General features: G+C 66.2%; 19 protein-coding genes and 2 pseudogenes. 7 read left to right on the top strand and 14 right to left on the bottom strand.

Annotation, left to right across the window (positions count from 1 at the left end; translation table 11 throughout):
- Positions 1–56: 56 nt before the first annotated feature.
- Entirely contained in the window at positions 57–848 is a 792-nt protein-coding gene (locus ACTMTU_RS34710) for a hypothetical protein (protein ID WP_441267409.1), read from the top strand.
- 158 nt (positions 849–1,006) lie between these two features.
- On the opposite strand, the pseudogene ACTMTU_RS34705 reads toward ACTMTU_RS34710, so the two are convergent.
- From ACTMTU_RS34705 to ACTMTU_RS34685, 5 genes and pseudogenes are all read right to left on the bottom strand, one after another.
- Positions 1,007–1,348: pseudogene (locus tag ACTMTU_RS34705) on the bottom strand (tyrosine-type recombinase/integrase); the annotation flags it as partial.
- Between the two features lie 279 nt (positions 1,349–1,627).
- Complete coding sequence (locus tag ACTMTU_RS34700) at positions 1,628–4,144, bottom strand: SEL1-like repeat protein (protein ID WP_441267408.1); 2,517 nt, start codon at positions 4,142–4,144, stop codon at positions 1,628–1,630.
- Between the two features lie 47 nt (positions 4,145–4,191).
- Entirely contained in the window at positions 4,192–4,668 is a 477-nt protein-coding gene (locus ACTMTU_RS34695; protein WP_441267407.1) for a hypothetical protein, read from the bottom strand.
- A 191-nt stretch (positions 4,669–4,859) separates the two neighbouring features.
- Entirely contained in the window at positions 4,860–5,141 is a 282-nt protein-coding gene (locus ACTMTU_RS34690) for a hypothetical protein (RefSeq protein WP_441267406.1), read from the bottom strand.
- Positions 5,141–5,374 carry a hypothetical protein gene (locus ACTMTU_RS34685; protein ID WP_441267405.1) on the bottom strand — a complete coding sequence of 78 codons (234 nt, stop codon included), beginning with the start codon at positions 5,372–5,374 and terminating at the stop codon, positions 5,141–5,143. The genes ACTMTU_RS34690 and ACTMTU_RS34685 overlap by 1 nt, the downstream gene beginning before the upstream one ends.
- A 195-nt stretch (positions 5,375–5,569) precedes the next feature.
- Here ACTMTU_RS34685 and ACTMTU_RS34680 point away from each other — a divergent pair, with 195 nt between their 5' ends.
- The 3 genes from ACTMTU_RS34680 to ACTMTU_RS34670 all read left to right on the top strand — a co-directional run bounded on the left by ACTMTU_RS34680 (position 5,570) and on the right by ACTMTU_RS34670 (position 6,739).
- Positions 5,570–5,725 carry a hypothetical protein gene (locus ACTMTU_RS34680; protein ID WP_441267404.1) on the top strand — a complete coding sequence of 52 codons (156 nt, stop codon included), beginning with the start codon at positions 5,570–5,572 and terminating at the stop codon, positions 5,723–5,725.
- 29 nt (positions 5,726–5,754) lie between these two features.
- Complete coding sequence (locus tag ACTMTU_RS34675) at positions 5,755–5,973, top strand: hypothetical protein (RefSeq protein ID WP_441267403.1); 219 nt, start codon at positions 5,755–5,757, stop codon at positions 5,971–5,973.
- Positions 5,974–6,103: 130 nt separating this feature from the next.
- Positions 6,104–6,739, top strand: a complete 636-nt coding sequence (locus tag ACTMTU_RS34670) for a DUF6300 family protein (protein ID WP_441267402.1) — start codon at positions 6,104–6,106, stop codon at positions 6,737–6,739.
- A 743-nt stretch (positions 6,740–7,482) separates the two neighbouring features.
- On the opposite strand, the gene ACTMTU_RS34665 is transcribed toward ACTMTU_RS34670, so the two are convergent.
- From ACTMTU_RS34665 to ACTMTU_RS34635, 7 genes are all read right to left on the bottom strand, one after another.
- Positions 7,483–8,475, bottom strand: a complete 993-nt coding sequence (locus ACTMTU_RS34665; protein WP_441267401.1) for a hypothetical protein — start codon at positions 8,473–8,475, stop codon at positions 7,483–7,485.
- Between the two features lie 290 nt (positions 8,476–8,765).
- Complete coding sequence (locus ACTMTU_RS34660) at positions 8,766–9,695, bottom strand: hypothetical protein (protein ID WP_441267400.1); 930 nt, start codon at positions 9,693–9,695, stop codon at positions 8,766–8,768.
- Between the two features lie 233 nt (positions 9,696–9,928).
- Positions 9,929–10,462 (bottom strand): hypothetical protein, encoded by a 534-nt coding sequence (locus ACTMTU_RS34655; protein ID WP_441267399.1) that lies wholly within the window; start codon positions 10,460–10,462, stop codon positions 9,929–9,931.
- A 607-nt stretch (positions 10,463–11,069) separates the two neighbouring features.
- Positions 11,070–17,585: an RHS repeat-associated core domain-containing protein gene (locus ACTMTU_RS34650; protein WP_441267398.1), complete on the bottom strand. Its 6,516-nt coding sequence runs from the start codon at positions 17,583–17,585 to the stop codon at positions 11,070–11,072.
- Between the two features lie 173 nt (positions 17,586–17,758).
- Positions 17,759–21,463: a LamG domain-containing protein gene (locus ACTMTU_RS34645; protein WP_441267397.1), complete on the bottom strand. Its 3,705-nt coding sequence runs from the start codon at positions 21,461–21,463 to the stop codon at positions 17,759–17,761.
- A gap of 941 nt (positions 21,464–22,404) precedes the next feature.
- A complete protein-coding gene (locus tag ACTMTU_RS34640) occupies positions 22,405–22,701 on the bottom strand; it encodes a hypothetical protein (RefSeq protein WP_441267396.1) in 297 nt (98 codons plus the stop codon).
- Between the two features lie 78 nt (positions 22,702–22,779).
- Positions 22,780–23,082 (bottom strand): XF1762 family protein, encoded by a 303-nt coding sequence (locus ACTMTU_RS34635; RefSeq protein ID WP_441267395.1) that lies wholly within the window; start codon positions 23,080–23,082, stop codon positions 22,780–22,782.
- A gap of 38 nt (positions 23,083–23,120) precedes the next feature.
- On the opposite strand from ACTMTU_RS34635, the gene ACTMTU_RS34630 reads away from it, so the two are divergent.
- Positions 23,121–23,555 (top strand): Imm1 family immunity protein, encoded by a 435-nt coding sequence (locus ACTMTU_RS34630; protein WP_441267394.1) that lies wholly within the window; start codon positions 23,121–23,123, stop codon positions 23,553–23,555.
- Positions 23,556–23,668: 113 nt separating this feature from the next.
- Positions 23,669–23,950: a hypothetical protein gene (locus tag ACTMTU_RS34625; protein WP_441267393.1), complete on the top strand. Its 282-nt coding sequence runs from the start codon at positions 23,669–23,671 to the stop codon at positions 23,948–23,950.
- Positions 23,951–24,641: 691 nt separating this feature from the next.
- On the opposite strand, the gene ACTMTU_RS34620 is transcribed toward ACTMTU_RS34625, so the two are convergent.
- Positions 24,642–24,833 (bottom strand): hypothetical protein, encoded by a 192-nt coding sequence (locus tag ACTMTU_RS34620; RefSeq protein ID WP_441267392.1) that lies wholly within the window; start codon positions 24,831–24,833, stop codon positions 24,642–24,644.
- A 6-nt stretch (positions 24,834–24,839) separates the two neighbouring features.
- Positions 24,840–25,181 (bottom strand): annotated as a pseudogene (locus tag ACTMTU_RS34615) (hypothetical protein); the annotation flags it as partial.
- Positions 25,182–25,283: 102 nt separating this feature from the next.
- Here ACTMTU_RS34615 and ACTMTU_RS34610 point away from each other — a divergent pair.
- Positions 25,284–26,075 carry a hypothetical protein gene (locus ACTMTU_RS34610; protein WP_441267391.1) on the top strand — a complete coding sequence of 264 codons (792 nt, stop codon included), beginning with the start codon at positions 25,284–25,286 and terminating at the stop codon, positions 26,073–26,075.
- Positions 26,076–26,319: the final 244 nt, after the last annotated feature.

Raw genomic sequence — 26,319 nt, 5'->3', positions numbered from 1 at the left:
CGACGTCCGCCGGCGAGGCACAGAACGTCGGCAGCGCGGGACGTATCGTGTTGATCATGTCCACGCCCCCGCCGTTTCCTCCGCAGCAGCCGTATTCACCGGGTCCCCCGCAGTCGCCGTACGGGCCGCAGCCGGGCCCGTACATACCGGGGCCGGCGCCGTACCCGGTGATGACCGGTGTGTGGGTGCCGCCGCAGCCAGTGCCGCGAAAGAAGCGGACCGGGCTCATCGCCGGCATCGTCGCCGGATCCCTCGTAGCCCTCGCAGCCGTGGGCTACGGAGTGGTCCAGGTCGTCGGCCCCGTCAAGCTTCCGGACGGCAACTGGCCCAAGGCGACACACCAGCTCACCGCGCCGGGCACCGTGCTCGAGGGAACCTACGCCCTCGCCGAAGACGCCTCGGACACCGAGGGACAGCTGATCCGCAGGGGCGTCAACGACCACCGGGTCCGCGACAGCGGCATGACAGTTGCCTCCTACCTCACCAAGGACGGCGAGAGCGCACTGCAGCTCAACGGTCTGTACGGCAAGATCAAAGAACCCGACTCGGTACGTGCCGAGGTCCTCAGGGCAATGGAGGAACCGTCGGAAGGCGACACCTTCTACCTTCCGCCCACCGACTTCAATCCGGCCGGACACGACGTGACCGTGCGCTGCGCGGTCCGGGACATGGCCCAGAACAAGCCGGTCACCCAGGTCGCTTGTGCGTGGGCAGATCAGAACACCACCGCCGTGGCAGTGTTCACCAGCACCACGCTCGACAGGCAGAAGCCCGAGCAGGTCGCCCTGGCCCCTTACGCCGACCTCACCGCCCAGCTCCGCGACGACGTACGTCAACCCCTCAGCTGACGCACGTCCAGGCCGGGGCACAGGCTGGTTCAACGGAGCATGGCAGATCCCGGAGTACTCGTCCCGCCCGGCATGGTGGAGCCGCCGGCGGCCGAGCGGTGGGCGATCGCCTCCGAAGGTGATCTTCTCGGGCGGGCCCCGCCCAAGAAGTCATGAGCCTACGCGGTGATCTGATCGGTGAGGTTGCGGACGACGAAGTCGTCGGCGTCCATCGCTTTGGCGGTTTCGAGGTCGGCCCGCAGGTCGTTGACGTGCTGTTCGATCGCGGGCATGTAGGACGGGTCGGGGCGGTAGAAGCCGCAGCCGGCGCACTGGAATCGGATCGCGCATGCCTTGCCGCCGGCCTTGACGTTGCTGGGCTCTCGGCAGTTGCCGAACGGAACGGCGACCGACTGGGCCTCGTAGTCGGTGGTGCTGGTGAACGGCGCCGGACGGCCGGAACGGTCGATGGTGTGCCTCCGCACGGTCGTGATCGCTTCGCGTTTCCGCTTCAGAGACACTGTTGGTAAGCCCGGCTATCAGATGCTGCGGAATGACAACTGATCCCCTCAGCCTGCCTGCGTAAGTGACTTCGTCCGGATCAACAAACGGGCACCGCTGTCGCGCGGGTACTCGCTGCGAACTCGCGCCATCGAGGACCGCATCCTGTCCATCTGGGACAAGCTGAACAACGGCCCCGCTGCTGACCGAGATCTGCAAGGTGCGCGCCAAGTCAGCGGCGTAGGTGGTGCTGGTCTGGCTGGTCCAGCACCGTGTGGTCGCCATCCCCAAGTGGATTGCTACCACCATGGCCTGGCTGGAGAACCGTCGGCCTCCAACCCAAATCGCTGCATCTGTTCCGCACCCTCCGGATCGCCTGCGTTTTTACGTAGCTCCACTAACCTCGAAAAGCCGAAATCATCTTCAGCATTGACCGCATGCTGAAGGAGCCGTTCCGCGCTCTCAACATCTCCGGCCCGCTCACGCAGCTTCGCCAAGTCCGACAGAGCGGAGAAATGCCCGGCAGAGGCTGCCTGCTGAAGGAGCCGTTCAGTGGCCTGAAGGTCTCCGGCCCGCTCGCGCAGCTTCGCCAAGTGCGAGAGGCCAGAAGGGTCTCCGGCATCGGCTGCCTGTTGAAGGAGCCGTTCCGCGCTCTCAACATCTCCGGCCCGCTCACGCAGCTTCGCCAAGTCCGACAGAGCGGAGAAATGCCCGGCAGAGGCTGCCTGTTGGGCGAGCCGTTCCGCACTCTCCGCATCCCCAGCCGCAACGCGTGACTCCAACAGTTCACACATCGTGCGGCGATTTCCGGTGTTGGCGGCGCGCAGGGCGAGCTGTTCCGCGCCTTCCGTGTCTCCGAGGCTGTCGTGCCAGCGTCCTATCAGCGTCAGTGCGTAGGAATCACCGGCGTCGGCAGCCCTCTGCCATAACCTCGCTGCGGTCCTTGGGTCCCTGGTCTGGTGGCGTTGCGCTAGCAATATTAAGGCGTCCATTCCGTGGCGGACCTCGCATTCGTCAAAAGCCTTATGGAGGAGGTCTCCGGCTTCGTTGTAGAGACCGTCGGCGTCGGCGGCTCGCTGGGCGAGCTGTTCCGCGCCTTCCGTGTCGCCGTCGTGGTCGAGCTGCAACGCCAGTTCCGTCAGGGCAGTTGGGTCTCCGGCGTCGGCGGCCTGCCGACGCAGCCGATCCGCCTCCCGTGCGTTTCCGGTTCGCTCACGCCATCGCGCCAACTCCAGGAGGCTGTAGGGGTGTCCGGCGTCGGCGGCCTTCCGGAACAGCCGATCCGCCTCCTGCGGTTTCCCGGTTCGCTCCTGCCACCGTGCCAACTCCAGCAGGCCGTAGGGGAAGGCGAGCTCAGTGGCCCTTTCAGCGAGCCGCTCCGCGCCTCTGATGTCTGATTGGATGATGTATCGCGGTATGAGCTTGACCAGGGCTTTGGGGCTTCCGGCGTCGGCGGCCTTCTGCATCAGACATGCAGGATCCTCGAAGAAGCCCCAGGCCCCAAAATACGACCGTGCCAACTCGTACAGGGTGGAGGGTTCCCCGGCGTCGGCGGCTCGCTCAGCGAGGTCTACGGCGATCCGGTCGCGGCGCCTCGTGCGTGCCCCGTGTGCGAGGGCGTTGAGGTCTGCCGCGCTAGTGGCGTGATCGCGGGCGGCGGTCCAAAACGCCTCCGGCGGGAAGATGTAGCGGCGGGCGGTGCGGGCGTGGTGGTCGAGGTAGTCGCTGAGACGGAAGACGCCAGGGAGGGCGCCCATACCATCTGGGTTCGCTGCGGGTTCCAGGGCCGAGGCCACACCCCTGACCGGCTCGCGTGCGTAGGCCAGGGCATGAGTGAACCAGCCGTCGGGGGCGGCGGCACGCTGCCGCTCGGTCAGGTAGCCGGAGGCTGCGGCTTCGAGGAGCGCGATCGGCAGGTGCGGGGAGTGACCAAGACGGCGTGCGTCCATTGCGGCGGTGATGATGGCGTGACCGTAGGGGCCGTGAGGTTCGGTAGGCTGCTGATAGTGATCGACCAGTTGCGGGCCGGCCGCCAGGGTCTGGGTGATCCTTCCGCCGGTGCTGGTGGTGATGGCCGAGGCCAGGGAGGGGTCGCGGTGCACCCGCGGACCCTCGAGGAGGTTGGCGGCGAAGGAGGCCGGGACGTCCACCACCACGGCGTGCTCGAGCAGGGCCCTGGCGTGGGGGTGGACGTCAGTCCAGTCCTGGTCGGGCCGCGGGGTGGCGGTGAGTGCACGGTGGTACTCGGGCCACAGCGTGCCCAGGATCACGATCGGACCGGATTCCTCCAAGCGGCTGCGCAGCGCGGCGGATGTCTCCTCTCCGCACTCCGGATCGGCGAGATAGGTCTGAGCCTCGTTGAGCCATAGGACAGTGCGCTGGCCGGGGACTCCGGTGTCGAGCAGGGCGAGGAGTCCTTCGCAGGTCTTGGGGAAGACGAGCTGCCAGCCAGGCAGACAGTCCTGGACGGCCTCGAAGGCGGTACGGGTCTTGCCTGTGCAGGACGCTCCGCGCACGAGTACGAGCATCGGCTTCTGGCCCCGGGCCGCCGTGTACAGGTAGTGGCGCAGCCGCCGGTCGTGGTCGCGTTCGAGGTACTCGGGGAGCCTGAACACACCATCGTCGTCAGGAGCATTGGCGCCGTGGATAGCGGGGTGGACGCCGAGCTGCTCGGCTCTCCACTCATAGACGGGGCGGGGACGATCGGGGCGCGGATTGCTTCGAGTGCGGGAAAGGTGTACGTGGACGTGATCAGCTCTGCCGATGGCGACGCTGCCACCCGCGGCATGGGCGACCACACCTCCCGATTGGGACATGGCGGGAGGTACTCCTGGAGCGGTGGGCTGTGCCTCGCCCGGTCCGTTCAGCCCTGGGACGGATCCGGCATCTGAGGGATGCTGATGTGTGCTCCTCCGTGAATGACGCCAGCAGCAATCGAGCCGTCCTCAGCGCGGATGCCTAGGTCGCCGCCGACGGCCAGCCCTCCATTGCCAGCTGATGCACCTAGCTTGGAGCTGTGTTGGGCCAGCAGTGCGCGCAGCTCTGCAGTGGCCTGGACGCGCTCGGTGTCATTCAGGTCCTCCAGCAACGCTTCGATACGAGCCTGCCACGCCGCCTGCTGACGGATGCGCAGGTGATCCGCCTCGGCTGGTTCGGCCCTCTCCAGTTCCCCCGCCGTCCGGTCGAGACGCGCCAGTTCAGCGTTCTCACGTTGAGGGTTTCCTCGGCCGAACCATTGGGCCACCTGCTGGCGAAGCCCCGTCCATGCGTCCGTGCCAGCGGCTTGAACCACCGCCGTGCCTCCAGCCGCGGCAATCGCGGCCATTGCTTCCGACAGCATCCCTTGTCCTTTCCTCGCCCCGGGGTACGTGTAGCACCGGTGCCATTACCACGTCACTGCATCAGACACGTGCCGTCGGTGTCCCTGGTTCCGTGAAGAGAGGCGTCGGCCGAAGTGGGTCACCACAGGACCGAGTACTCCGTGATCATTGGTCGCGAGTGGAGTGCCTCGAACTGGTGAGCCCATGTGCCTCACACAACAAGAACCAGATCAGAACCGCAGATAACGACGGTGCGCAGCGCGGTGACCCAGTACAGGAGCCGTACGCGTTCGACTTCGTCGGCGTACTGGCGCAGCTGAGGGCCGGCGGTGTCGGCGGGGATCGGCTCGCCGATGTCGGGGTCGACGGAGATGACGACCAGGGCGCGGTCCAGGGCGTGGATCTCTGCTTCGCTGGTGATGTTTTCCAGCTGCTTCGCGGCGGAGTCGGAGAAGGCGATCCGAGCGCGGCGCGAGCCATGCTGCGGGGGCATCAGGCGACGGCCGGGCGCTGTGCGGCGAGGCGGGTGAGGTGGGCCTCGCGCAGCTCCTCCCACGGCGTGCAGTGCTCCGGGTCGGGCAGGCCGTTGGTGGCGATGTCCTCAAGGACGGCGGCGAACCGGTCGGCGTCGGCGCGGGTCTTGGCCGCATACGCGCGCACCGCGTCGGCAGCCGCGGGCTCCAGCTTCCGGACGGCGTTGTCGGCGGGGGCCGGCTGTTCGCTCATCGATGGCTCCAGGGGGCAGAACTGACGTCTCTCACCACGGTATCGCCGGGCATGGTGTCCCGGGACCACTCCGGGTGAAACTCTGTACGAGCGCAGGTCAGAGCGGCGTTGTCGGTGACAGGTGCGATTCTGAACGGATCCGGCGGCCGCGCATGCGTCGCCGGGCGCACCAGCACGACGAAGGAGTAATGCGGTATGGAGAGCGTGAAGCTCACGTGGGTGCAGGACGGGTCCGACGGGCGCAGGGAGTCTGCGGTCACGTACAGCCCGGCGGCTGCAGAGGACTACAAGCAGTACATGGAGGCGCGGGACGGCGTCTCCGACGTGCAGATCGTCCCGGCACAGCCCTGACGGCAGCGGCTCAGCACAGGGGCGACCCGGTGGTGTTCGAGGTGGTGCTTCGGTTCACGGTCGGCGGCCCGGCCGTCACCGGTGAGTGGCGCAACGACGAGACGGCCGTCCGGAAGTTCCGCTCTCTCGTCGGCCTGTACGGCGACCATGCCACCGCGACCATCACCCTGACCGCGTCGGGCCCGGAGCGGCCGCGGGTGCTGAGGACCTGGACCAGGGAGCACGGCGAGACGGTGTTCACGGCATGACCAGCGGCGCCCGACGCCTTCGGCTGGGGCGGTTGTGCATTCGGTGCAGAGTGGGCCGGTTTGTTCGAGGCATTGACGCCGTAGCTCGCTGAGGCTTGGGTGAGCGGACGATACGAGCTAGGAGGTCGCGGTGGACCACATCGAACTCTCCGATCAGCTGCCGTCCTGTTCACGGTGCGGTGGCGAGGTGTTGTCCAGCGTCGTGATGCCGCAGACCGATGCTGCGGGCCGACCGATCCACCTTCAGCTGTGTCCGGCGTGCGACGCCGACAAGCCCGCGGCCAGCGCCCTCCTTGCTTGGCTCGCAGACGGCGGCGGACACGACCCGTCCCGTACCCAGGAAGGGGCGATGCTCCTGATGGAGTGGACGAAGGAGGGCATGGCCGAACATGGCTGGCACTGGGCCGAGTCGCCTACCGGCACACCGCCGCCCGCAGGCGCGGACGGCCACACGGGTCCCGAGTCGCTGACCGGTACGCCCGCCGACCTGTCCATGGTCGAACGCCTCACGCACCAGCGGGACGCGCTACGCGCCCGGCTGACGACCGCGCCACCGGACGAGCGCGAGCAGATTCGCACGGCCATCCGCGAGCTGGGGAAAGCCGTCGCCCATGCCCTGGCCGAAGCGGACGTCACTGCCGAAGCGCTGCGCGCCACCGCTCCCCAGCCGGCCCCCGGGCCGCTGAGTCCGGAAGCCGAGCAGCGCATCCGCGACTTGTACGAGCGGCTGGCAGCCGAGGAGGAACGTCGCGACAACGGAACCTGATCGGGACCGGTGACCGCGCCGACCAGGCGGCGACGGCCCAGGCGCGCCCTGGCCAGTGACCCGCGCGGCCGGCCAGGTGCGGGCTATCCGGGCGAGGCGCCGGGCTTGTCCGGCATAGTGCCCAGGGCCGCGACGTCGCCAGCTACCTGCTGCGCATCGCCGACACCACCGCCACCGCTCGGCGCGGGCGCGGCCGCCTCCAGTGCCATGCTCCTCGCCCACCTTCAGCAGCCGGCCTCCCCCGCCCCGGAAGAAGCGCCGGTGGAGGCCCCAGCCCCGGTGCCGGCGCTGGACCCGAAGGACGTCCTGGCGGCGGCAGAGCGGTTCCCGTGGGCCCTGGCCGACGCCGGGGATGCGTCACTGGCCGGACGTTGAGTTCCTGGACGTCGCTCTGAGCGCGGTGCGCACCGAGGAACGCAAGGGGTACATCGAGCGCCTGGAGGTGTTCGTGGAACAGCACCGCGCCCGCCCGGAGGAGCTGCTGCGCGTGTACGGGCCAGGCAGCAGGCCCGCCTCGCACGGCCGGTACGCGTTGATCGGGCAGCCCGAGACCCTGGTCATCCTGGAGCGGATGGAGACCAACCCGTTCCTCCTGCGCAGCCGATGGGACGAGGCGTTGGAAGCCATCCTGCTGGACGACCTCGAGTTCGCGTGGGGCCGCGCATCCGCGTCAGCCGGTGAGCAGGCGGGAACGAGCAGCGGGGCCGGGCAGGGCGATCCTGTCCGGCCCCGCTGTCGTCTGGTCAGCCGAAGTCGAGCGTCTCCTGTGCGAAGTCGGCCGGGGCCGAGCTGGGCAGGGGCGGCGGCGCGCCGTCCTGGCGTGCGGTCTCCCAGCGCTGGATCAGCTCGTCCTTCCATCCCTTGGGCGGTGGCCACGGCACGCCCCAGGCCGCGAGCTGGTCACGCTTCCAGCCGCCAGCGGGCGTGCGGGCGGCTTCGATTTCTTCAGGCGACGGCAGTTCAGGCATGCGTGGTGAACGAGCGGCACGCAGTAGTTGTCCCCCAAATCCGGTACGGAAGCGCGAGAGGTCGGCTGCCTTTCCCAGTCGAGCCCAATCCTTGGGCAGCGGAGTACTCGCAGTTGTCGGGGCTTTCGTTCCGACAGGAGCGAAGAACACCTCGCCACTGTGTTCCCACGTGGTCGACTTCAGCGCGACCTGCTCGTCAAGAACCTCCTGCCGCAACTGCAGGACACCGTCTTCGTGCAGCGCACGAATGTAGTTCAGGAGCTCGATCGTTCCGACCATGGTCCAGGCGACGAGTGGAACTGCGCCCCGGAACCTCTCGAACAGCCCGAAAGCGTCGCCTTCCTGCCGCCGTTCTATGTCGTGATGCACCACGTCCCCATAGATCCAGGCCATAGCCAACTTGTGACGATCGAGACCTTGGTCTTCACCGGTGACCGTGTCGCTGATCATGACCCAGTATCCAGCTTCCTCTGGCGTGGATGGGTCCACTCGCAACCGCCATTCGGCACGTGTGGCCTTCACCCACTCCGTATCGAGCGGCAATGCTCGACAGAAGTAGCCCAGCGATGCCAACGCCTTCTGGTAGAAGCACGCGTCACCGTTCAGCAGAATCGGCCTGATGCGTGCAGCAGCAGACTCGACTACCTCTTCGTCCGGAAATTCCTGCCGGATCCGCGTCTCGCCATTGTCGAGCTGGACCACGCTTATTTGCATCGTGGTCAGGGCAACCAGCTCATCCCAGTCCGCCGCGAGCGAGTGCTCTTCCACTCGGCGAGCACGTAGCGCAAACGCCTCAAGACAACTCTGGTGCCTCGCCTCAACGGTTCCCCCCTCGCCACTCCCCACTGTTGCTCCCCCTCGCAGCCAGCCGCCAAATATCGGCTGAGGAACAGCATGACGCGGCACTTCTGAACCATCCACCCGATTGATTCCACGGAGTACCCGCTCCACCACGCGTCTGTGGGCGCTTGGAGAGCCCCCAACCCCGCGGGCCAGAGCCCTGGCCACTGCCCCTGCACCCGGCCACGCCTCGAAGGCATCCCTTCGAGTCATTCGAGTCAGTCGACGAGGTAGGCCTTTTCTCCCATCACAAGCGGAGCGTCCGCCGGGCCCTTGATGTAGGGGCCTCGCCAGATCACGCGGTGCTCCTGCTTGCTCGGGTACCACTGGCGCACCTTGTGCATCCGGACCGGCCAGCGCCGGTTGTAGACGCGCTCCCTACTTGTGCTCTCTGGGTCAGTGCGCTGGGCGGAGACCTGGTGTGTAAGCCGCACGACCCGAATGTCGCGGTCAGCCGTCGGTGCGGTGGTGTCCGGGCTGGAGGAAGTTCGACGGGCTGCGACCGGCCCGATGGTGGTGGTGCCGTGGGAGGCAAGGCGCCAGAAGGCGAACATGTATCGGGCGGCGAAGTCGTCGTTGACGTCTTCGATCCGGCCGCCGTCCCATTCCCCCATATCGGAGGGCGTGTTGGGGCGGGCCACCTGGTTGAGCGCTTGGTTGAGCTGGCGGTGTTCGGCGTTCAGGCTGGCGAGGTCGGCATCGGTCTTCTCGGCTGCGGCGCGGTCGCCTCTCAGTCCGTACATGCCGTCGGGCACGAACGGCGGCAGAGGCATGTGGTTGGCGCGGGCCTGGGCCACCACCATGCGCCACTCAGCGGGCTGGACCGGGCCGTCCCGATCCATGAACGTCGTGAGCTGAACGCCAGGGTAGGTAGAGGTGGGGAGTACCTGGTGCTGGGTGATGAACTGCCAGCCGAAAGCAACCGTGTCGGACACGCCGGGGCCGGCGGCGAACGCGCTGAAGCAGTGAGTGAGGCGTGTGAGGAGATCGGCTGGACCTACCAGTGCCTTTTCCCGCTCGACGACGTCGCCGGTGAGTCGACAGGATCGTTCGTCAGCCGGCTCGCGCAAAGCAACGTCAGGACGCCAGCCAACTTCTCTCGTATGTCGGCCCTGGAAAGGAGTCGGCCGACATACGAAGGTGGACAAGTATCCGCACTCCACCGAGATGTACCCGCCGTTCTGACAATCTGCCGACCGACGTGCTGCGTCGAGCACTGGCCAGCCTGGCCATCGGCATGTACAGCGGAGCCAGAAGCTGGTGTGATCTACGCAGCCAACGCAGCAGACCTTTCAGCTGCAAGATCATTCCCAGTTGCGCCGGAAATCGCAGGTTAAGCCCTGACGCGAGCGAGACTTGAGTATGCCCTCAGAGCGAGGACTCACAGTGGGTTTGGTCCTGTGATTCTGATCATCCCATCATGAGCCGCATCAGTAATGATGTTCGCGAGCCTCATCAAGTCGGGACTCGGCTCCTCACCTCGCTCCAGCGCAGCAACGTAATCCATCGACTGCTTTAGCGTCATGTCAGGGCTCTGCTGACGTAGCAGGCGTAGAGCAGCGACCTTTCCCGAAGAAACCAGGAGTCGCTCAACTCGCTCCTTAAGAGGGACGTTTGAGTGTGAGTCCATGCGGCGATTCACATACACCTCCTCCCAGTCGCCGGTTACAAACATAACGATCGGGATCATGTGGATACTGCCATCCTCGCCATCTACGAAGTATGGGCCGCCGCCAAGGACTACCTGCCCCTCTCCCTCCACCTCATAAGGATCAACGACCTTCGTAAAGATGACCCACCCGAGTTCATGCTGCTCAATTTCGTCAACAACCTGCGATGAGCGCTGGAATCCACCCTTTCCATCAACGCTCATCACTTGCTGGATTAGCTCAATGGCGCGTTCCTTCGAGATCATCGCTCCATGATGGCGCAAACCGAACCGAAAGCCAACCATGGATGCACTGGGGCCTGGGGAGGCCAATGCAGTTACCTTAACGGCCGCGCTGCTGAGGTCGGTACCTAGCTAGATACCGGGGCGCCGACTTCCGGGCACTGCGGCCAGCGATGCCGAGACGAGCCGCACCCGGTCAGGAGTGGGCACGACCACCAATCGATTGCGGTGGAGAACATTCCGACTCAGATCACCAGCCGACGGAACGACCCGTCGGGCCGACCGCCTGGGGCGATGCCGCTCAGCACGGTCGCGCTTGGCTATCGCCGCGTCCACCAGTTCAGCGGTGAACACCTTCGGCAGGATCCCGATCCGCACATGTTGTCCTGCTCCCCACCCCATCACACTCCGGGCAACGTCCTCCGCAGCTCAAAAGCAACTGTAGTGGCCGGGGGAGGCCCCGGGGCACGGAAGCTCGCGAGGGGCGGGAACTAGGACCCACGCGTCTGCCAAACCCGCATTCACGATGTCCACCAAGCCGGAACACCCCCTGTCCCATGTCCATCCAGGCCGCCACAAATTAGAGTCACATCCGCACCCGAAGATGCGAATGCAGAGCTCTAACGTAAAGTCAGTCGGTCCTCAACAGGTGATAGTGACGCCAGTTCTCCAAATGCCCAGCGGCACTTTCCCTCTGCCCATCCAGGAAAACAACCGTCCCTCGATGATTGACAACATTGAAGACGTGCCCCTCCTTGCGATTCGACCCCAAAACAATGCCTCGTGCACCGTGTCCAGCTCCCTGAATTTCACCGATGATGCCTCCGAGAGTAGCTCCACGGAAGCTTCGCCCCGGGTAATTGACCTCCACAGACCGCGCACTACCCCTTTCCATATTACCTCGCACTCCACCAGGAACCCTTGAGGGCGGCATTCCCTTTCCAGCAAGGATCGAGTCGACCGCGAGCGCACAACCCCGGCAATTCGTGCGACCTCTCTGAGGGTTTACAAGCTTCATAAGAGCAATATTATCCGGGGCCTTATACGCCTGGTTGGAGTACCTCGCAAAGCGCATTGGCGCCATGCGCAATGCGCCGCCCACGTTGAACGCCATGGGCGCAGGCGCTTCGGACATCACTGCGGCTTCGAACGCTAGCGATCCGCACGCCGCCGGCATGGCGGCACAAATGGGTGAACCGATTACCGCGGCTGCGATGATTGATATTCCCCATACGGCGGCGCAAGTCCAGCCGCTGCAGGGTGCGTTCATACTGGGATCACCCGCGGGATATCCGCCTGGTACGTTGATCGGCTGCGGCTTGTCAACAAGGATCTCGCCCGGTGAACTCGTAGGGCCTGAGCACATATTCATGCCCATGGCGTAATAGCATTCGCCGGAACCGCCTCCTCCCGTCGAGTCGGATCCCCAGTTGCCGCCCGCTACGCCTGGGTCTTCTTCGAAGGCGGGGTCGTGAGTCGGCTTCTTGCCGCTGCCTGAGGTGCTGCTTTGGTGGCAGCGGCCGCTGCCAGGGTCCTCACACAGCCCAGTGGGGTCGGATGTGGTGGTTGGGTGCTGGTTTGCATAGGAATAACCGTTGAGAGACTGGTGCTGCTCCGGCATCAGAAGGGGATCGACGCTGATGAACTGGCCGATCGCGACGTCGTACTGGCGTGCGCCGATGTGGGTGAGGCCGGTTGTCTTGTCGTCGGTCTTGCCGAGGAATCCCTTGTCGTCGGGCCACGGGTTGCCGATGGGAGTTCCTCGGTCGGCGCCGAAGGGACTCGTGTAGCGCTTGCTAAAGGTCTGCGTGCCGTCGGCGGAGACAGCCAGGCTCTGAGTGCCGTGGTGGTCGCCGGCGAGGTAGGTGAGTTTGCTGCTTCCTCCACCCTGGTTGCTGCGGAGCGCGACGGTGAGATCGCCGGCGGCGTAGTAGCGCTGTGCCCATGTGGCACCACTGCTGGTGAGGTGGAGTTCCGTGGAGCCTGCGTACAGGACGCGTTCGCCGTTTTGGGTGGTGCGGGCAAGCAGGGTGCCGTCGGCGTCGTAGAGGTAGTCGGTCGACGTGCCGTTTTCGGTCAGCTTGGTCAGTTGGCCTTCGTCCGACCAGGCCAGGTCCTGTGCGGCAGTCTTGCCGGGTCGCTTCGTGGTGTTGCCGGTCCGGTCGTAGGCGTAGTTGGGTGCGGCTGTGGCGCAGTCAGCGTCGGCCTTGGTGCTGGTGGCTGTCAGCGTGTGGGGCTGGCTGCCGTTGTAGCAGTAGGTCGTTCTGGTGTTGCCTGCGGCCTTGTGGATCGTCTCGCTGGTGCGTTGGCCGGCCTGGTTGTAGGTGTAGCTGGTCCAGTACGGCGCCGGGCCGGAGAGGCCCGTCGCGCTTTGCGGGTCGGAGCACTTCTGTGAGGCTGGGGTCCATGCCTCGGTGAGGCGTTGGTGGCCGTCATAGGTGTAGCACTGGGTCTCGGGTGAGCTGGTGCCGCCGAGGTTGGTCGGGTCGGCGATCGAGGTGACGTTGCCGGCTTGGTCGAAGGTGTAGTTGAGGTCTTGCAGCATGTACGGGTGGGTCATGTCCGTGACGTGGCTGCGGGTGAGTCGGCCGGTGCCGTCCTCGTAGGTGTTGGTGATGTAGGTGCGCTTGTGGGCGTCGGTCGAACCGGTGCCCATGGTGAGTTGCTGTGGCTGGCCGAGCGCCGAGTAGTCGACGTCGAGGAGGTAGCCGGTCGAGCCGCCGATTGACGTTACCTGTCCCAGTCCGTTGTAGCCGAGCTCGACGGATTCGGCAGGCAAGCCGCCGAGGGCAGGTTCTTGGGAGCTCTGGAGTGTGCCGTCGATGCGGTAGTGGCTGTTGAATGTCAGGGTCGACGCTGTGCCTGCTTGGGCGAACGGGTCGTCTGCGGGTAGACGCAGTTCTGTGGTGACGGCGCGGGACAGGCTGTCGAACTGGGTTGCCGCCTTGGTGTAGGCCTTGCCGCTCTTGCCACCCACATATCGGGTGGACTCCCCGGGCTGCCCCTTGAGGACGGTGTCGTAGGTGTAGGCGGTGAGCTGGTTGGCATCGATCTGGGAGCCGGACCAGGTGCCGGTCTTGCGGCCGAGCGCGTCGTAGGCGGTCAGGATCGACTTGCCGCGTGCGTCGGTGGACTTGATCGGTTGATCAAGGGTGTTGAAGACGGTGGTTGTTGTGCCCTTGTCGGGGTCGCTGGCGGCCACCTGCCGCCCGAAAAGGTCGTAGGTGTAGGTCCACCTGGCTGCGTCGGGCCCGGTGATGGAGGTTTGCTTGTCGTCCAGGGTGTAGGTGTGGCGTGTGGAGGTGTGCGCGGTGCTGCTGGCGTCACCGAATTCAGTGTCGAGGGGTTGGGTGCCTGCGTAGGCGCGGGTTTCGGTGGTGCGGCCACGGGTGTCGTTGATGGTGCGGGTGGCGGAGCCGCCTTCCACGGCGGTGGTGGCGGTGGAGTCGCCGGTGTAGCTGGTGGTGGTGGACCATTTCTTGATGCCGCCGACGAGCAGTGTGCTGGTGGTGGCGCGGCCGGCGCCGTCGAAGAGGGTTTCGGTCTGGGTGGGGGCTTCGCCGTATTCGGCGCGGGTGTAGGTGCCGTTCGGCGTGCTGGTGTTGTCGAAGATGTCCGCGTGGGTCTCGTAGGCGAGACCACGACTGTCGTAGCGGGTGTCGGTCAGCAGTCGGCCGCCCTGCGGTGTCGGGGCCTGGGTCTGGAGGGGCCGCAGCAGGGAGTCGTAGATCGCGTAGCTGGTGTTGTAGGTTTCGCCGTCGGCCTTGAGCGTCGCTGTGGACACCGAGGACGGGGTGGTCTTGCTCAGGTTGTAGGTGTACTTGGAGTTGGGTGCTTGGCTGCTGCGGATTCGGTTGGGCAGCCAGACGTCTTTGGTGCGGCCGAGGGCGTCGTAGGCGATCTCGGTCAGCTTCGAGTTGACGTCGTAGCTGCGTAGGGGCAGTCCGCGCCGTGGGTCGAGGAAGGTGGCTGCTCGGTGGCCGGCGGCGTTGGTGGTGATCGCCTTTGTGAGTGGGCCGGCGGCGGCGGGTGTGTAGGCGGTGGAGGTCGTGTTGCCGGCTGCGTCCGCGACGCTGAGTGGGCGGCCGAGGGTGTCGTAGGAGGTGGTGGAGACCTTCTGCCACGTCACTCCGGCTGTGGTGTAGGCCTGGGCGCGGCCGGTCCACGTGGGGAGGCCTGCTGTCGGCTTCATCGTCGGCGACCAGGTGAGATTGTCGTAGGCAACTGCGGTGTCAGCCAGGACATCGCCGCGGCGTGTGGCGTCGGTCGGCAGATCGAGCTGGGCATCGGTGGTGGCGCACGGTTTGGACACGAGGCGGCTGCGGGAGGGCAGGCTGATGAGGCCGGCGTCCGCGTTGCGTGCGTACCAGGTGACTGCACAGGTCTCGTCGCCGGCTTGGGCGTCTCCTTGGTCTTCGACGTGGGTGGGCATGCCGTAGTCGTCGAAGCTGGTGGCGATCGTGCGGGCCCGCCAGGTCTTGGGGGCAGTCAGGTAGGTGTAGGTGGTTGTCTGCTTCGTTCGCACGAAGCGTGCGACGTGATCGCCTGCGTCGGGTACGTCCGTTTGGCGGGCGGTCTCTTTCGACCAGGGCTCGTTGACGACCGAGCTGATCGGGGTCGTGCCGTCGTAGGTGACGCTCTGCCGGAGTTGGCCGGCGTACTGGTCCGTGTCCTGAAGCGCCGCGACACCGAGTGCTGGGCTTGTCAGGGCGGGAAGGGTGACGGTCCGTGTGGTGCCGTCCTTCTTCTTGTCGCCGTGCATGCCTTGGAGGTAGAGCGAGACGCTCTTGGACCGGGTGGTGTCCGTGGCCCCCTTGTAGACGGTCACCTGACGGTAGCCGCGCCAGTCGGACCAGGTCCGTTCTTCCTTGGGGGTGAACGGATCGTCGCTGTGGTGCCAGGCGGCGCCGGAGTATGCGTATGCGTTTTCTACCGTCTGGCCGTGGCCGGTGGGATCGGAGACGGTTACGGCGAGGACGCGGTACTTGTGGAACCAGTCGACGGACGCGTCCAGGGATCCGTTGATGTTCCAGTACTGCGGATAGCAGGAACGCGTGTTGGAGTCCTCGGCAGCGCCGATCACCTGGCTGCGCACGCACTCCGGCGAGGAGAGCGTGACGGTGGTGATGGCTCCTGTCTCCGAGGTGATGGTGGAGATGCGGGGGCGGGTCAAGGGGAGGATGTCATCGGTACCGTCCACCCGGTTGGGCCGCATGTGGTAGGTGAACGTGGTCGGATCCAGGCCGATGACGGTGCCTGCCGTCTTGCCCCACCGCCGGATGGACTTGAGCGTCAGAACGTGGTCGGACGTGTCGCCGATGTCCCCGCCGTCCAGGTACTCCTGGTCCAGCTTCCACGAGTCCACCTGGTCGTAGGCGCCCGTGGTGACGTTGTAGGAGGAGGTGTTGACGTCGGTGAGCCGCTTGCGCGTGAAGAACGAGGGGCTTCCCGAGACACAGTCGGTGTCGTCCTTGGTGCAGATCGCGTCGAACGGGACGTCCGGCCAGTTGTCTGAGGTGTCAGCGGTCAGGTCACCGCAGTCGGAGACGAGGCAGCGCTCGGCATAGCCGAAGGTGACCTTGGCATCGGCTGCGTCGGTGAACAGGGCGTCCTTGCGAAGGCCGTACTTGATTTCCGTCAGGTAGCCGCCGCGGATGTAGGCGGCGTTCGCGGTGGTGGACTTGTTCTTCTTGTAGTAGTTGGTGTCCTTGGCGTACCAGTAGGTGGCCGCGTTGCCGGATGTGCCCTCGACATAGTCAAGGTTCCAGCGCCACGCCTGCGTCAGAGAGCGGTCGGCGAAGGAGGTGCCCCCGGAGTAGCCGGGTTCGCCCGAGTCGTCACCGAAGACGGGAACGGTCCAGGTGGAGTTCGTGCGCTCGGTGCCGGCACCGGGGAGCTTGTTGAGGCCGAAGACGTACTTGGTTCCGTCGCCGGTGACGACGGTCCAGTGCTCGCCGTCGTTGTCCCCGTTCTCGGTGTCCGTACTGGTGGAGCGGGTCACTTTGGAGGCGTCATCGCCTTCCAGGCGCCAGGTCGTGGCGCTGACCTTCACCAGGCGGCTGGCACTCCCGTTCAAGACGATCCGGGCGTTGTCGTACTTCCAGCATCGGTCGAAGACGTCGTCGTGGCCGTCGTCCTCACAGCTGCCATAGCCGCGCTCGATGTACGACTCGGAAAGGCTGAATCCCTCACCGACGAGTGTTCCCTGGTTGTTCGTCGTGGCGGTGCGGCCGTCGATGCTGCCCGAGTCGTAGGACAGAGTGAGCTTGGGGGTGGGGCCCGCGGCTGCGGGCGGCATGGTGAACCCGTGGGACCAGGTGAACGATCCTGAGTTGCCGCCAGCCACCCAAGACGAGGAAGCGGACAGTTCGGTTGCCGAGTAGTCTCCGGTACCCGTCGGCGACTGACCCGAGCCGGTACCTGCGGCGGTGACGGCCAGAACAGTCGCCTGCCCGCCTGACGCGGCGGCCGTGGTCCCAAGCTGTGGTGCGGGACCCTCCTGGGCCTCGCCGAGGGCGACCGTGGCTGACAGCGCCTGACCAGCGATGTTGTTGTGCGCCTTCAGGGGAGTCTGCGTGCGGCACTTCGGATCGTCGGGGGTGGTGAGGACACAGGCCGGCAACTGCACCAGGCGCAGGCGCTGCGACCAGCCGCCGCCTACCGCGGCGGCGAAGCCGCTGTAGTCAACGCTTACCTCGGCGACACCAGCTTTGCCGGCCTCGGCTTTCAGGAGCACACCCGTGACACCGGCCCTACGGGCTGTCTTCTGGTCGAGCACCGTGATCCGTGCCTGCTCGCCGGCCGGCTCGGTGTGCTTCGCCTTCTGCGGGCTTACCGATACGGGCAGTCCGCCGGGGGAGGCTTTGGCTTCCGTACCAGCGGCAAGTGGCACCGTCGCGGTACCGGGGTGAGGCCACCGGGCGTTCTGTTCGGCTGTGGCCTTCTTGGCCTGTGCGGCGTTGGCTGCCTTGTCCTTGGCGACCTGTTGACGGGCCTTCTTGGCCCCGAGCCCGTTGACGGCTTTGACCTTGGTGACCCGATCTTCGGGAAGGTCGGGGCGCCCCAGTCCGCCCGGTTTCGCCTGGGCGGCGGGCGCTGCCAGACCAAGGGGCACCATCAGCACAAGTGCCACGGACCGCACCAGCATGCGGCCACTCCATCCGTGTACAGCACCGCGCCAGCGTCTGGACGCCCTTGTACCCGTTCTCATCTGCCCCGCCCCATTCGCTTGCCGCAAAAGTCCGTACTTCGCTGCACGACGGCCCCCGGTCGGAGACCATGTGCGGGCGGCGGCAGAGGGCAGCCGCCCGCAGAGTGGATTCAGTCGCCCACTGCAAGCCCGACTTGGGTTTCACTCGCCATCGCCCCGGCCCACATCCGCACTTCGGAGATGCGCTGCGGCATGTAGTGCTTCCAGGCGCCGGAGGTGAAGCCTCGGCCGATGGCGAAGTCTCCGGAGCCCGCCCTGGCGGCAAACTCCTTGGGCTCGCCGTCCCGCATGCCACCGAGGTACAGCCGGACGCTGCCGTCCTGGGCGTCGAAAACGCCGGTCAGCCGGACGGCACTGTCCAGCACCGCGCTTTCGGTGGAGCGGACCGACGTGAATGTGCCGTCCGTGTTCAACCGGCCGAAGTGCCAGAAGCCCACCGGAACGGTCTCCTCTTCGAAGTCGTCGTTGAGGACGGTCTCCGTGCCGGTCAGCTGGAACCAGAATCCCCACGCCGAGCCATCAGCGGTGCGTTGGCCGAGCACCTGCCCGGTGTAGCCGATTTCCTTGGTGAGCAGTTTGGCGCTGTCCAGCGTGGCCAGGCTCGTCACGGTGAAGGATCCGGTGTCATCGACGACCGGACCGGCTGCGCCGGCCGCGTCGTCGACGCCGTCGAAGACGATCTCCCCGTTCTCGATCGCTGTGCCGCCGGTCAGGGTCAGCGTCCTGCCGTATCCCGACGTCGGATCTGCGACGGAGGTACCGCCGCTTCCATCTGCAGACCAGTCGGCCACCAGCTCAACGTCCGCGAAGTGCTCGGACGTCTTCAGTTGGGCTTCATCTGCGATCTGGCTGGAGGTCAGTGGCACCTGCCATACGGCTACTTCGTCGATGGAGCCGTTCATGTAGTCCGTGAGCACATCGCCGTACATGAGACGGCCGAACTGCAACGGGCCGTCCGCGTTCCACGTGGTTCCGGCGTCGGCGGATGCCTCGAGCTTGCCGTTCACGTAGAGGTGCATCTTCTTGTTCGCCGCGTCGTGGACGCCCGCAACATGGGTCCAGACACCCTTGGGCGATGTCTGGGCAGCCATTGCCTCGCGGATGAACGTGCCGTCCGTGGAGTGAACGCGCATGCTCCACTTGCCGCCATAGGTGAGGGCGAAGGGACTGTACTTCTTGGTCCATGGACCCGCTGTCTGCGGTGTCTGGCTGATCACATTGACTGTTCTCGTGGAGCTAGGGTCCACCCTCACCCATGCCGAGACCGTGAACGACGCCCGTGCCTCAAGTACCGGGCCTACCGTGCCGGCGTAGCCCGTGGTCCCGTTAAGGGCGAGGCCTCTGTCCATAATCGCCGTGGTCAGCGGATTTCCCTGTGCATCGTGGGTGACCAGGCCACGGCGTCCGCGATCATCGCGTCCCGCTCCACCGGCCAGCGTTGCGTCGTGGGCTGTCGCTCCCGCGGAACTCTTCGCGGGGCCCTCGGCCTCGTCGAAGTGCCAGCGTCCGACCGGGCCCGCACCGGGCGCTACCAGGAAGTCCACAACGTTCTGTGCCCCCCAACGACCGACCTCGTCCTGGGCACGCACGTACAGCCGGTACGTAGCAGCACGTGCAGGTGTGAACGTGCCCTGCATCTTCACGTCCGGCGACGACAGCGGCAGCTTCAAGCAGTGCATATCCGAAATGCCTGGGGTGCAGACCTTCGTCGCTGCAGTCCAGGCAGCGGGGGAGCTGAGCTTGTACTGGTAGGCGACGTTGCCGGTGTCGCCTTCGGCCGGCTTGAAGCTGAACGTGGCCTTAACTCCCGGACCACCGTTCGATGGGCAGTCGTTGGGTGTGCAGGCGGCATACGGCGAGTGGATCCCAATGATCGGCGCCTTGGGCGCTGTTGGGTCGACCTTGAAGTAGCAGTAGCTCGAGACAGGCCCGGACAGTCGGCTGCTGCCGTTGTTGTAGTAGGACTCGACGTAAGCCTTGTAACGGTAAAGCTTCCCTTCCAGCAGAGCGGGCGACCAGGCCATCACCAGGGGAACGCCGTCCCCGACGTAGCCGGTGGAGGGTCTCCGGTCCCCGGCTGTCGGCGTGTCGGACCAGGAACCGTCGGCGTTCTTGTGATCAACGTCGAAGTAGACCCGCAGCTGAGAACCCTGCTCGCCGCCGGACTTGGTCTGGGGTGTGGCCCTGAGGTCAGGTGTCGGATCGGACACGACGGCAGGGTCCGACTCCGTGGTCTCGCAGGTTGTTCCGGACCCCGTCACGATGCCTACGGATGTGGGCTTGTCGGGCAGACCGACGAAGTCCACGGCCAGCACCGCGTCGTTCTTGAACCGCTTCCATGCCGAGGTGTCGGACTCGTCCTGTGCCCGGATCTCCAGCGTGAGCCGTGAGAACTTCCCGGCCGCGAAATCTCGGACCGTCGCGGTGAGGTTCTCGTTCGGCTCGTCGGGGAGGTTGTCGTTGAACTCGATCGGCGCATCGGGAGAGTCGGGGTCACACAGCGAACCGCGGCCGGCCGACACGTTGCGGTCGACCATCCAGTCGATCTCCGCCGGCCGCGACGACCAGGTCGTGGCGGAGGAGATGTTGTTCGTCCGTACCAGTTCCACCCAGCGCGGGTCGCACTGAAATGCCCACGGCTCGGTGACGCGGAAGGTGGCGTCGAGGACGTGCTTGCCCTTCAAACTGGCCGGGGAGAACTCGAAGTACAGCCTCTGCACATAGCCGGGTCCGCAGTAGTAGCCGTTCCACGTGCCGCACTTGCCTGCGCCCATGCCGCGGTCGTCGTCACCGTTGTCCCAGCCGTAGGACTCGTAGCCGTCGCTGCGCAGCAGGGTGCGCTCGGACTCGCTCCAGGAAACCGTGGGGTCGATGAAGATCGGAAACGCCTCGGGTGCGGTGGAGGTGAGCAGGCCCGTGTCTGGGGTCACGGACAGGCTGTCCTTGTCGACGGCAACTTCCATACGGGCGACCGCGTCGCCCTGCCCCGGCGCGGCGCCAGTCCCGGAAGGTGCCTTCTCCGACGGGTCCCCCGGTAGCGGCTGCTCCCCTTCCGTGACGGCGGCCATGCTGCCGAACTGGGTGGCTGTACCAATGGAATCGGTGGTGGCGCTGGACGGTGCGGGGGCCGCCTGCTGCTTGCCCGCCGAATTCCACATCTGCGCCGGCGGAGCTTTGAAAACCGTATTGCCGTTGCCGTCGACCGCCGCCAGATTCCCGGCCGCCCCCTCGCGTACCGTCAGCCCTTCGGTCCTCAGACCGAAGGTGAGTTCTTTCAGCTCAGGCAGTGCGGCCGCCTCGGGCGTCTTGACGACCAGTACGTGCCGGAAACTCTCGGTGGTGGCAGTGACCTTCAGGTCCACGTCCGGCAACAGGTCGGGGTACACGGCACTCGCGCCGTTAAGTACCGGCTCGGGCAACTGATCGGCCCAGCTGAGTGCCAGCGCATGGCCCTGTTCGGCGATCCGAGCGAGCGGCTCGTCCTTACCGCCGTCGGAGAAGGACATGGCCACTGCCGCCGCCTTCGGTCCTACCGAACCGTCGGCACGCCGCACCAGTGTGGCGTCCGGGCTGCGCCAGCCACCCTGCGGGTCCGTCACTCGGACCGGAACCGAAGACTCCTCAAGCGTGAAGGAGAATCCGTCAGGATTCGCGAAGACCGTGGTCTGCTCCGACCGCTCCCCCACAACCTCCACGCGCTCACCAGACTCACTGGCCTGAGCCAGCGCCTTCTGCCCCTCGGTCAGCGACGCCAGGGGCGAGTCCGTGGCCGGGGCTGCCGACGCCGCCGGGAGTGTCATCACGGACAGCGCCATTGTGAGCGCCGTGAGCGCCGCTGCCCGACGCCTGCGTCTAAGCGCACGCCTCCCCCACCGCAACTTCACAGTCCCCACCTCACGGTCAAAAGATCTTCAAAAGTTCCGCGAGTCAATCCCTAACCGCGGTGCAGGGTCAAGGTGTTGACGGGATGGGCACGCCCCAGCCCGCAGCATGGATTCGAAGCAAATGTCTACACATGTCAGAAGCTGAGGGATTCGCACATGGCGACCCGTCAGCTACTTTCTGTCACAGTCGACAGTGCGGTTCAGATAAGGGCCGGACCGCGAGCCAAGAACTCGGATGCGGGCAACTCGCTGGCAGCGCTTTATGTGGAGCCACTTCCAGGGGTGACGGCTGCACCGAAGAAGCCGGAACCCGACACTCCTATTTGGTCGCCCAACGCCACAGCGACTACTGGATGTGACAGTGACTCAGATCACAACCTCACTCGCGTCCTTCCGGCCCTCTCACGGCTCAACAACCGCATCGCGGCCAAGCAGGCCATCGATCCCTGGCCCCGTGAGCATCTCCGCACGGTCCCGGTTCAGGAGGCCTTGCTGGTCAGCTCGAGCAGTGCGTGGGCGCTGTCGGACAAGGTCCACGTCGCCGCGGCCGTTGATGAGCCTGAGGTGGCATCTGGCGCTGCGGCTTTCGACGTAGAGGCTACGGTCATCACTGGGCCTCGCCGCCAGCCTGGACTGCCTCGCGCTGGTCGAAGGCGGCCGATCGTCCGTCTACGGAAGTACCGCGTGCGGAAAATCGGGACTTCGGTGAACCGTTCGACATGAGGCTGACGAGAGGCGGGCTGCGCGGTCATGGTCGACGGTGTGGAAAGCCCTTCAATGCTGCTTCCCCGGCACCTCCAACGCCCGCCGGGGGCAGACGTTCGTCTCCGGGCGGGCGGAAGTTCGGGGGCCGGGGCCTCACGGGCGAGTGATCAGCCGATCGTGGTCTGGACGCGGAGCCGGTCCAGGCCCCGGGCGTTGCGTAGCTGGCGGGAGGCCTTCCGGCAGTGGCTGGTGCAGGGCAGGGCGAAGTTGCGGATCACTGTCGAGGTGCTGGCGGCGTCGCGGTTGGCGTGGTCGGCCCGGTCGTGCGCCTCGGCGACTTCGTCGAGGATCCGCCGGGCCAGCGGCCGGGAAGACGCGGCACGCGGCCCCTCCGACTGCCCGAGCGCCAAGGGCCAGCGGATGCCGCGGCGGTGCCAGGCGGCATCCCAGAGGGTCCGGGGCATGTGCTCTGTGCCCTTGGATTCTCGGGGACGTGAGGGGCAGGTCCAGCCTGGGCGGGCGGGCCGCTCCGCGACGGTCCACTATCCGGTGCCGCGGAGACTGGCGCCGGTCTCACTGGCCTGGGTGTAGGTGATGAGGCGTGTGTAGCCGAGGGCCTTGGCCGCGCGCCAGGCTGCGCCGTACAGGAGGCTGTTGGCGTTCCTGGTGCCGTCGGTGGCGGTGCGGGTGACTTCGAGGGGTCTGGCTGTTGTCGAGGGGCGACGTGGTGGCGGACGTGGGGTCAGACAGCGGCCGGGGCGAGTCGCAACGGCGAGCCAGAAGCCCGCCCGCCGAGGCCTCGCGTTCGCATAACACCGAACGGAAAGGGTGGATTCAATTTCCATACGTACGGAAACGGGAGCGTGGGGATAGGTGGAATGTGATGGAATTTAAAGCACAGGCCTACTACAGGCAGCAGCATGCAGATGAGCCGGCGGTTATTTGTTCACCCGAGGACGTCGACACCCTAATCGATTCCCTTGCCTTCGGAGCGGAGTTTGAGAGCATGGCCGTTCTGCAGAGTTTGCAGCGTGAAACCCTTCCTTCAGGGTTTCCTGATCATGAATTCCTGGTCGGCGTCAACAGGGAGCGGCAGGCCGGGGTCGTAAGCTTTGTCGACGACAAAAATTATGTCTCGATCAGCCCTTCGGTGGCCAGGAGTGGGGAAGTTGTTTATCACATTGCAGGAAATCCAACCGAATTTCCTGCCGCAGCAGAGATCCCCCTCCCCCTCGTACGGGAGGCAGTAAAAGAATTCCTTCTCTCCGGAGGGCAGCGGCCTACATGTGTCGAATGGCAGGAGGACTCGGAAATCTGACGGATTGTGAATTTCTTCCGAATGAGCTTGGGTGAGTGTTGTCGGCGCCGTTTGCGTATCGGCGGCCGCTCAGCTCAGGTAGTCCTGGACCGTGAAATACACAAGGCGGTGGGTTGACCGAGGCTGACAGGGCCGCGTGGCAGCCGATCCGCCTGCAGACCTCGGAATGCTTCGAGCGCGGAGAGAAGAACCGGGAGATGGCTACCGGTCGGTGGAACGGCTGTGCCGCCCTTGACGCAAGCGCGGCGAGTCTTGGATGGCCTTCGGCACGCGTATTCGTCCGGGCTGGGCTACTGCTGCTCGTCGTCGACGACGCACGCAGCGCCACGCAGGTGCGCCCCTTGCTGCCGGCCGGGCCGGGAAGCCGGGTCATGGTCACGTTCGGCAGCGCCTGACCGGTCTCGACGGCGATATACGGCTAACCGTGGAGCCCCATGACACGGCCGACGTAGTCGGCCTGCTGGAAGAGGGATCAGCCAGGGGGTGGTGTTGTTGAGGTGGGTGTAGATGTGACGGACGTGGTGCCCAGCTTGGTGGCCGCCTTGGCCACACCGTCACCGAAGGCGGCCATCTTGTCGGGTTCCAGTCGATGACGTACACGGTCGTACGCGAGCCAGCCAGCATCACCCCCGTTCCCGGACATGGCGGACCAGCTCACGGGCGCGCATCGGCGAAGCGCCGCGAACATGGGCGGAAACCGCCAGGAACTACAAGAGCCAGGCATGCAGCCGCGTATTGCCGTCAACACGGGCTGCGTGGACCTGCCTCTCACCAGTTGCTCCGCAGAACTCAGGTCTGGCCACGTGGGTCCATGACGAACAGCGCCGCTGGCGCTGAGGCTCGCCCGTGCGATGATCACGTAGCCACTCGCCGCAAGCTAGGCACAGGCTCGAGGCTCGCGCGCACACCCATGCCGCCCAGGCGAACCTTCTCGACATGCTGCCTGGCGTCCATCTGCCAGACCTGGGCGAGCTGCGTGCCCGCGGAACCCTTGGAGTGCGCCCCACCACGTCGCCGATCTCGCGACGGGGCCTGGGAACGGGCGCCGAGGACGCGGAGCCCATCCGGTAGCGGGAGCCGAGCGCGTCACACTGTGCTCGCGCCTCGATGGCAGTAGTGCCAGTGAGGGTCGTGAGGTTCGAATCCGAACGGCTCGCGTACGTACACGGCACCATTCCAGCACTGTTGGTAGGGCGGCCGGCCGTCGTCGTCGGCGTCCACTGTCGCCGCTCCGCCGTCCAGCGGGCCGCCCTCGATCCCCAGCGTGTACATCGTCACGGTTGATCAACGCCCTGGAAGGGCGCGGGTCACCGCTGCTGCACGACCTGGTGGGGCTGGAGCTCTACGGGGCCGGCTGGTGGTCGATGACGGTTCGCAGGGGCCGTCGGCGAAGGTCTTGAGCGCCTCGAGCTCGGCCTTGTCGACCGCCAGGCCCCAGCGGATCTTGGTGCCGATCCACTCGCCGATGTAGCGGCAGTGGTCGGACGCGGGCGGGAGCCACTCGGCCGGGTCCTGGTCCGCCTTCGAACGGTTCGTCCGGGCCGTGACCGCAACCAGAGAGGTCGCGGCACCCTGGTCGTTGGCGTACGCCTCGCGCTTGGCCGAACTCCAGCCGGAGGCCCCAGCTGGCAGGGAGCGTCATTCCAACCGTGCGCTGTTTTCTCGTGCCGGTTTCTCGGATCGCTGCCTCAGAGCTGGCGTGTCCGAGGTGGCTGGCACACTCGCCGGATGACGAACGAGGGTGGGAGCGCGGGTCTCGTGGACGTGCGGGCGCTGTTGCTGCGGACGGACTGGAATGCCGTGGAGCACTGCTGCCCGAATGTGGCGCCGATGACGCCGGTGATCCTGCGGCAGCTGCTTGATGACGATCCGCGGGTCCAGGGCGCGGCGGTGCGGGATCTGTTCGACGCGGTGACGCACCAGGAAACCTTCTACAGTGCCACGGCGCCGGCGGCGTTGTTCGTTGCCGCGGTCCTGGGCGATCCGCGGACACTGGCAATGGTGACCAAGCAGAGGCCCTGGGAGATCGACCAGCACGGCGAGCAGCTGTCCTCGCTGCGGGTGCTTCTGCTCGACTGGCTCGGGGGCACCGCCCAGGACACGGACTATCCGCCGGAGTGGCCGCCCGGCGCGCAGGAAGACATCGACGCCTTCCTCGCGACCCGCCCAGCCCTCTACGACGCGGTCCACCCGTTCCTCGGCGACAGTGAGCAGGAGGTCCGCGACGCCGCCCTCTTCGCGATCCTGCCGCTGCTGGCCGACCCGGTGCTGGCGCATCACATCCCCGCCCTGACCGACGCAGTCCACGAACTCGCCGCCCGCGGCACTCCCTACCGCTGGTACGCCATCGACCGACTCGCCGCCTGGGGCCAGGACACCTCCCGCTACCCCGAGCCCCCACACCCGGACCCGAACCTTTTCGCCGGTCCGGTTGCCCAGGACGCCATCCACGGCGACCACGACCCGTGGGCAGGACACCTCGAACCGTGGCCAGACTCTGCATACGACAGCCTCCAATAGAACGGCCGCCGGTGGCCGTTCCCGATCAGCCGAGGGCACCTTGCTCGACGTCTCTCTCACGTCGGCCCCGGTACGGCCGCTGGCGACCGGACCGGCGACTCGCTGCGCTGCAGCGCTTCCAGGACCCTCTTTCCGGGCGCTGCCCAGCGACCTGGGTCAGGCATGCTCCTAGTCTTCTGAGTCGGGAATTCTGTTCAGATGTATAGGCTTGCTCCATGGCACGGACGGGGCGGCCGAAGGCCGA

Source organism: Streptomyces sp. OZ13, from assembly GCF_052068155.1.
Taxonomy (GTDB): domain Bacteria; phylum Actinomycetota; class Actinomycetes; order Streptomycetales; family Streptomycetaceae; genus Streptomyces.
This window is presented reverse-complemented; position numbering and strand designations above follow the sequence as displayed.

What these genes read in the sequence shown, in the direction of transcription:
- ACTMTU_RS34645 (WP_441267397.1), bottom strand. Translation starts at nt 21,463, where the DNA reads ATGGCGCTGTCCGTGATGACACTCCCGGCGGCGTCGGCAGCCCCGGCC.
- ACTMTU_RS34690 (WP_441267406.1), bottom strand. Translation starts at nt 5,141, where the DNA reads ATGCCCCCGCAGCATGGCTCGCGCCGCGCTCGGATCGCCTTCTCCGAC.
- ACTMTU_RS34640 (WP_441267396.1), bottom strand. Translation starts at nt 22,701, where the DNA reads ATGCCCCGGACCCTCTGGGATGCCGCCTGGCACCGCCGCGGCATCCGC.
- ACTMTU_RS34710 (WP_441267409.1), top strand. Translation starts at nt 57, where the DNA reads ATGTCCACGCCCCCGCCGTTTCCTCCGCAGCAGCCGTATTCACCGGGT.
- ACTMTU_RS34685 (WP_441267405.1), bottom strand. Translation starts at nt 5,374, where the DNA reads ATGAGCGAACAGCCGGCCCCCGCCGACAACGCCGTCCGGAAGCTGGAG.
- ACTMTU_RS34650 (WP_441267398.1), bottom strand. Translation starts at nt 17,585, where the DNA reads ATGCTGGTGCGGTCCGTGGCACTTGTGCTGATGGTGCCCCTTGGTCTG.
- ACTMTU_RS34695 (WP_441267407.1), bottom strand. Translation starts at nt 4,668, where the DNA reads ATGCTGTCGGAAGCAATGGCCGCGATTGCCGCGGCTGGAGGCACGGCG.
- ACTMTU_RS34635 (WP_441267395.1), bottom strand. Translation starts at nt 23,082, where the DNA reads ATGGAAATTGAATCCACCCTTTCCGTTCGGTGTTATGCGAACGCGAGG.
- ACTMTU_RS34630 (WP_441267394.1), top strand. Translation starts at nt 23,121, where the DNA reads ATGGAATTTAAAGCACAGGCCTACTACAGGCAGCAGCATGCAGATGAG.
- ACTMTU_RS34680 (WP_441267404.1), top strand. Translation starts at nt 5,570, where the DNA reads ATGGAGAGCGTGAAGCTCACGTGGGTGCAGGACGGGTCCGACGGGCGC.
- ACTMTU_RS34700 (WP_441267408.1), bottom strand. Translation starts at nt 4,144, where the DNA reads ATGTCCCAATCGGGAGGTGTGGTCGCCCATGCCGCGGGTGGCAGCGTC.
- ACTMTU_RS34610 (WP_441267391.1), top strand. Translation starts at nt 25,284, where the DNA reads ATGACGAACGAGGGTGGGAGCGCGGGTCTCGTGGACGTGCGGGCGCTG.
- ACTMTU_RS34655 (WP_441267399.1), bottom strand. Translation starts at nt 10,462, where the DNA reads ATGATCTCGAAGGAACGCGCCATTGAGCTAATCCAGCAAGTGATGAGC.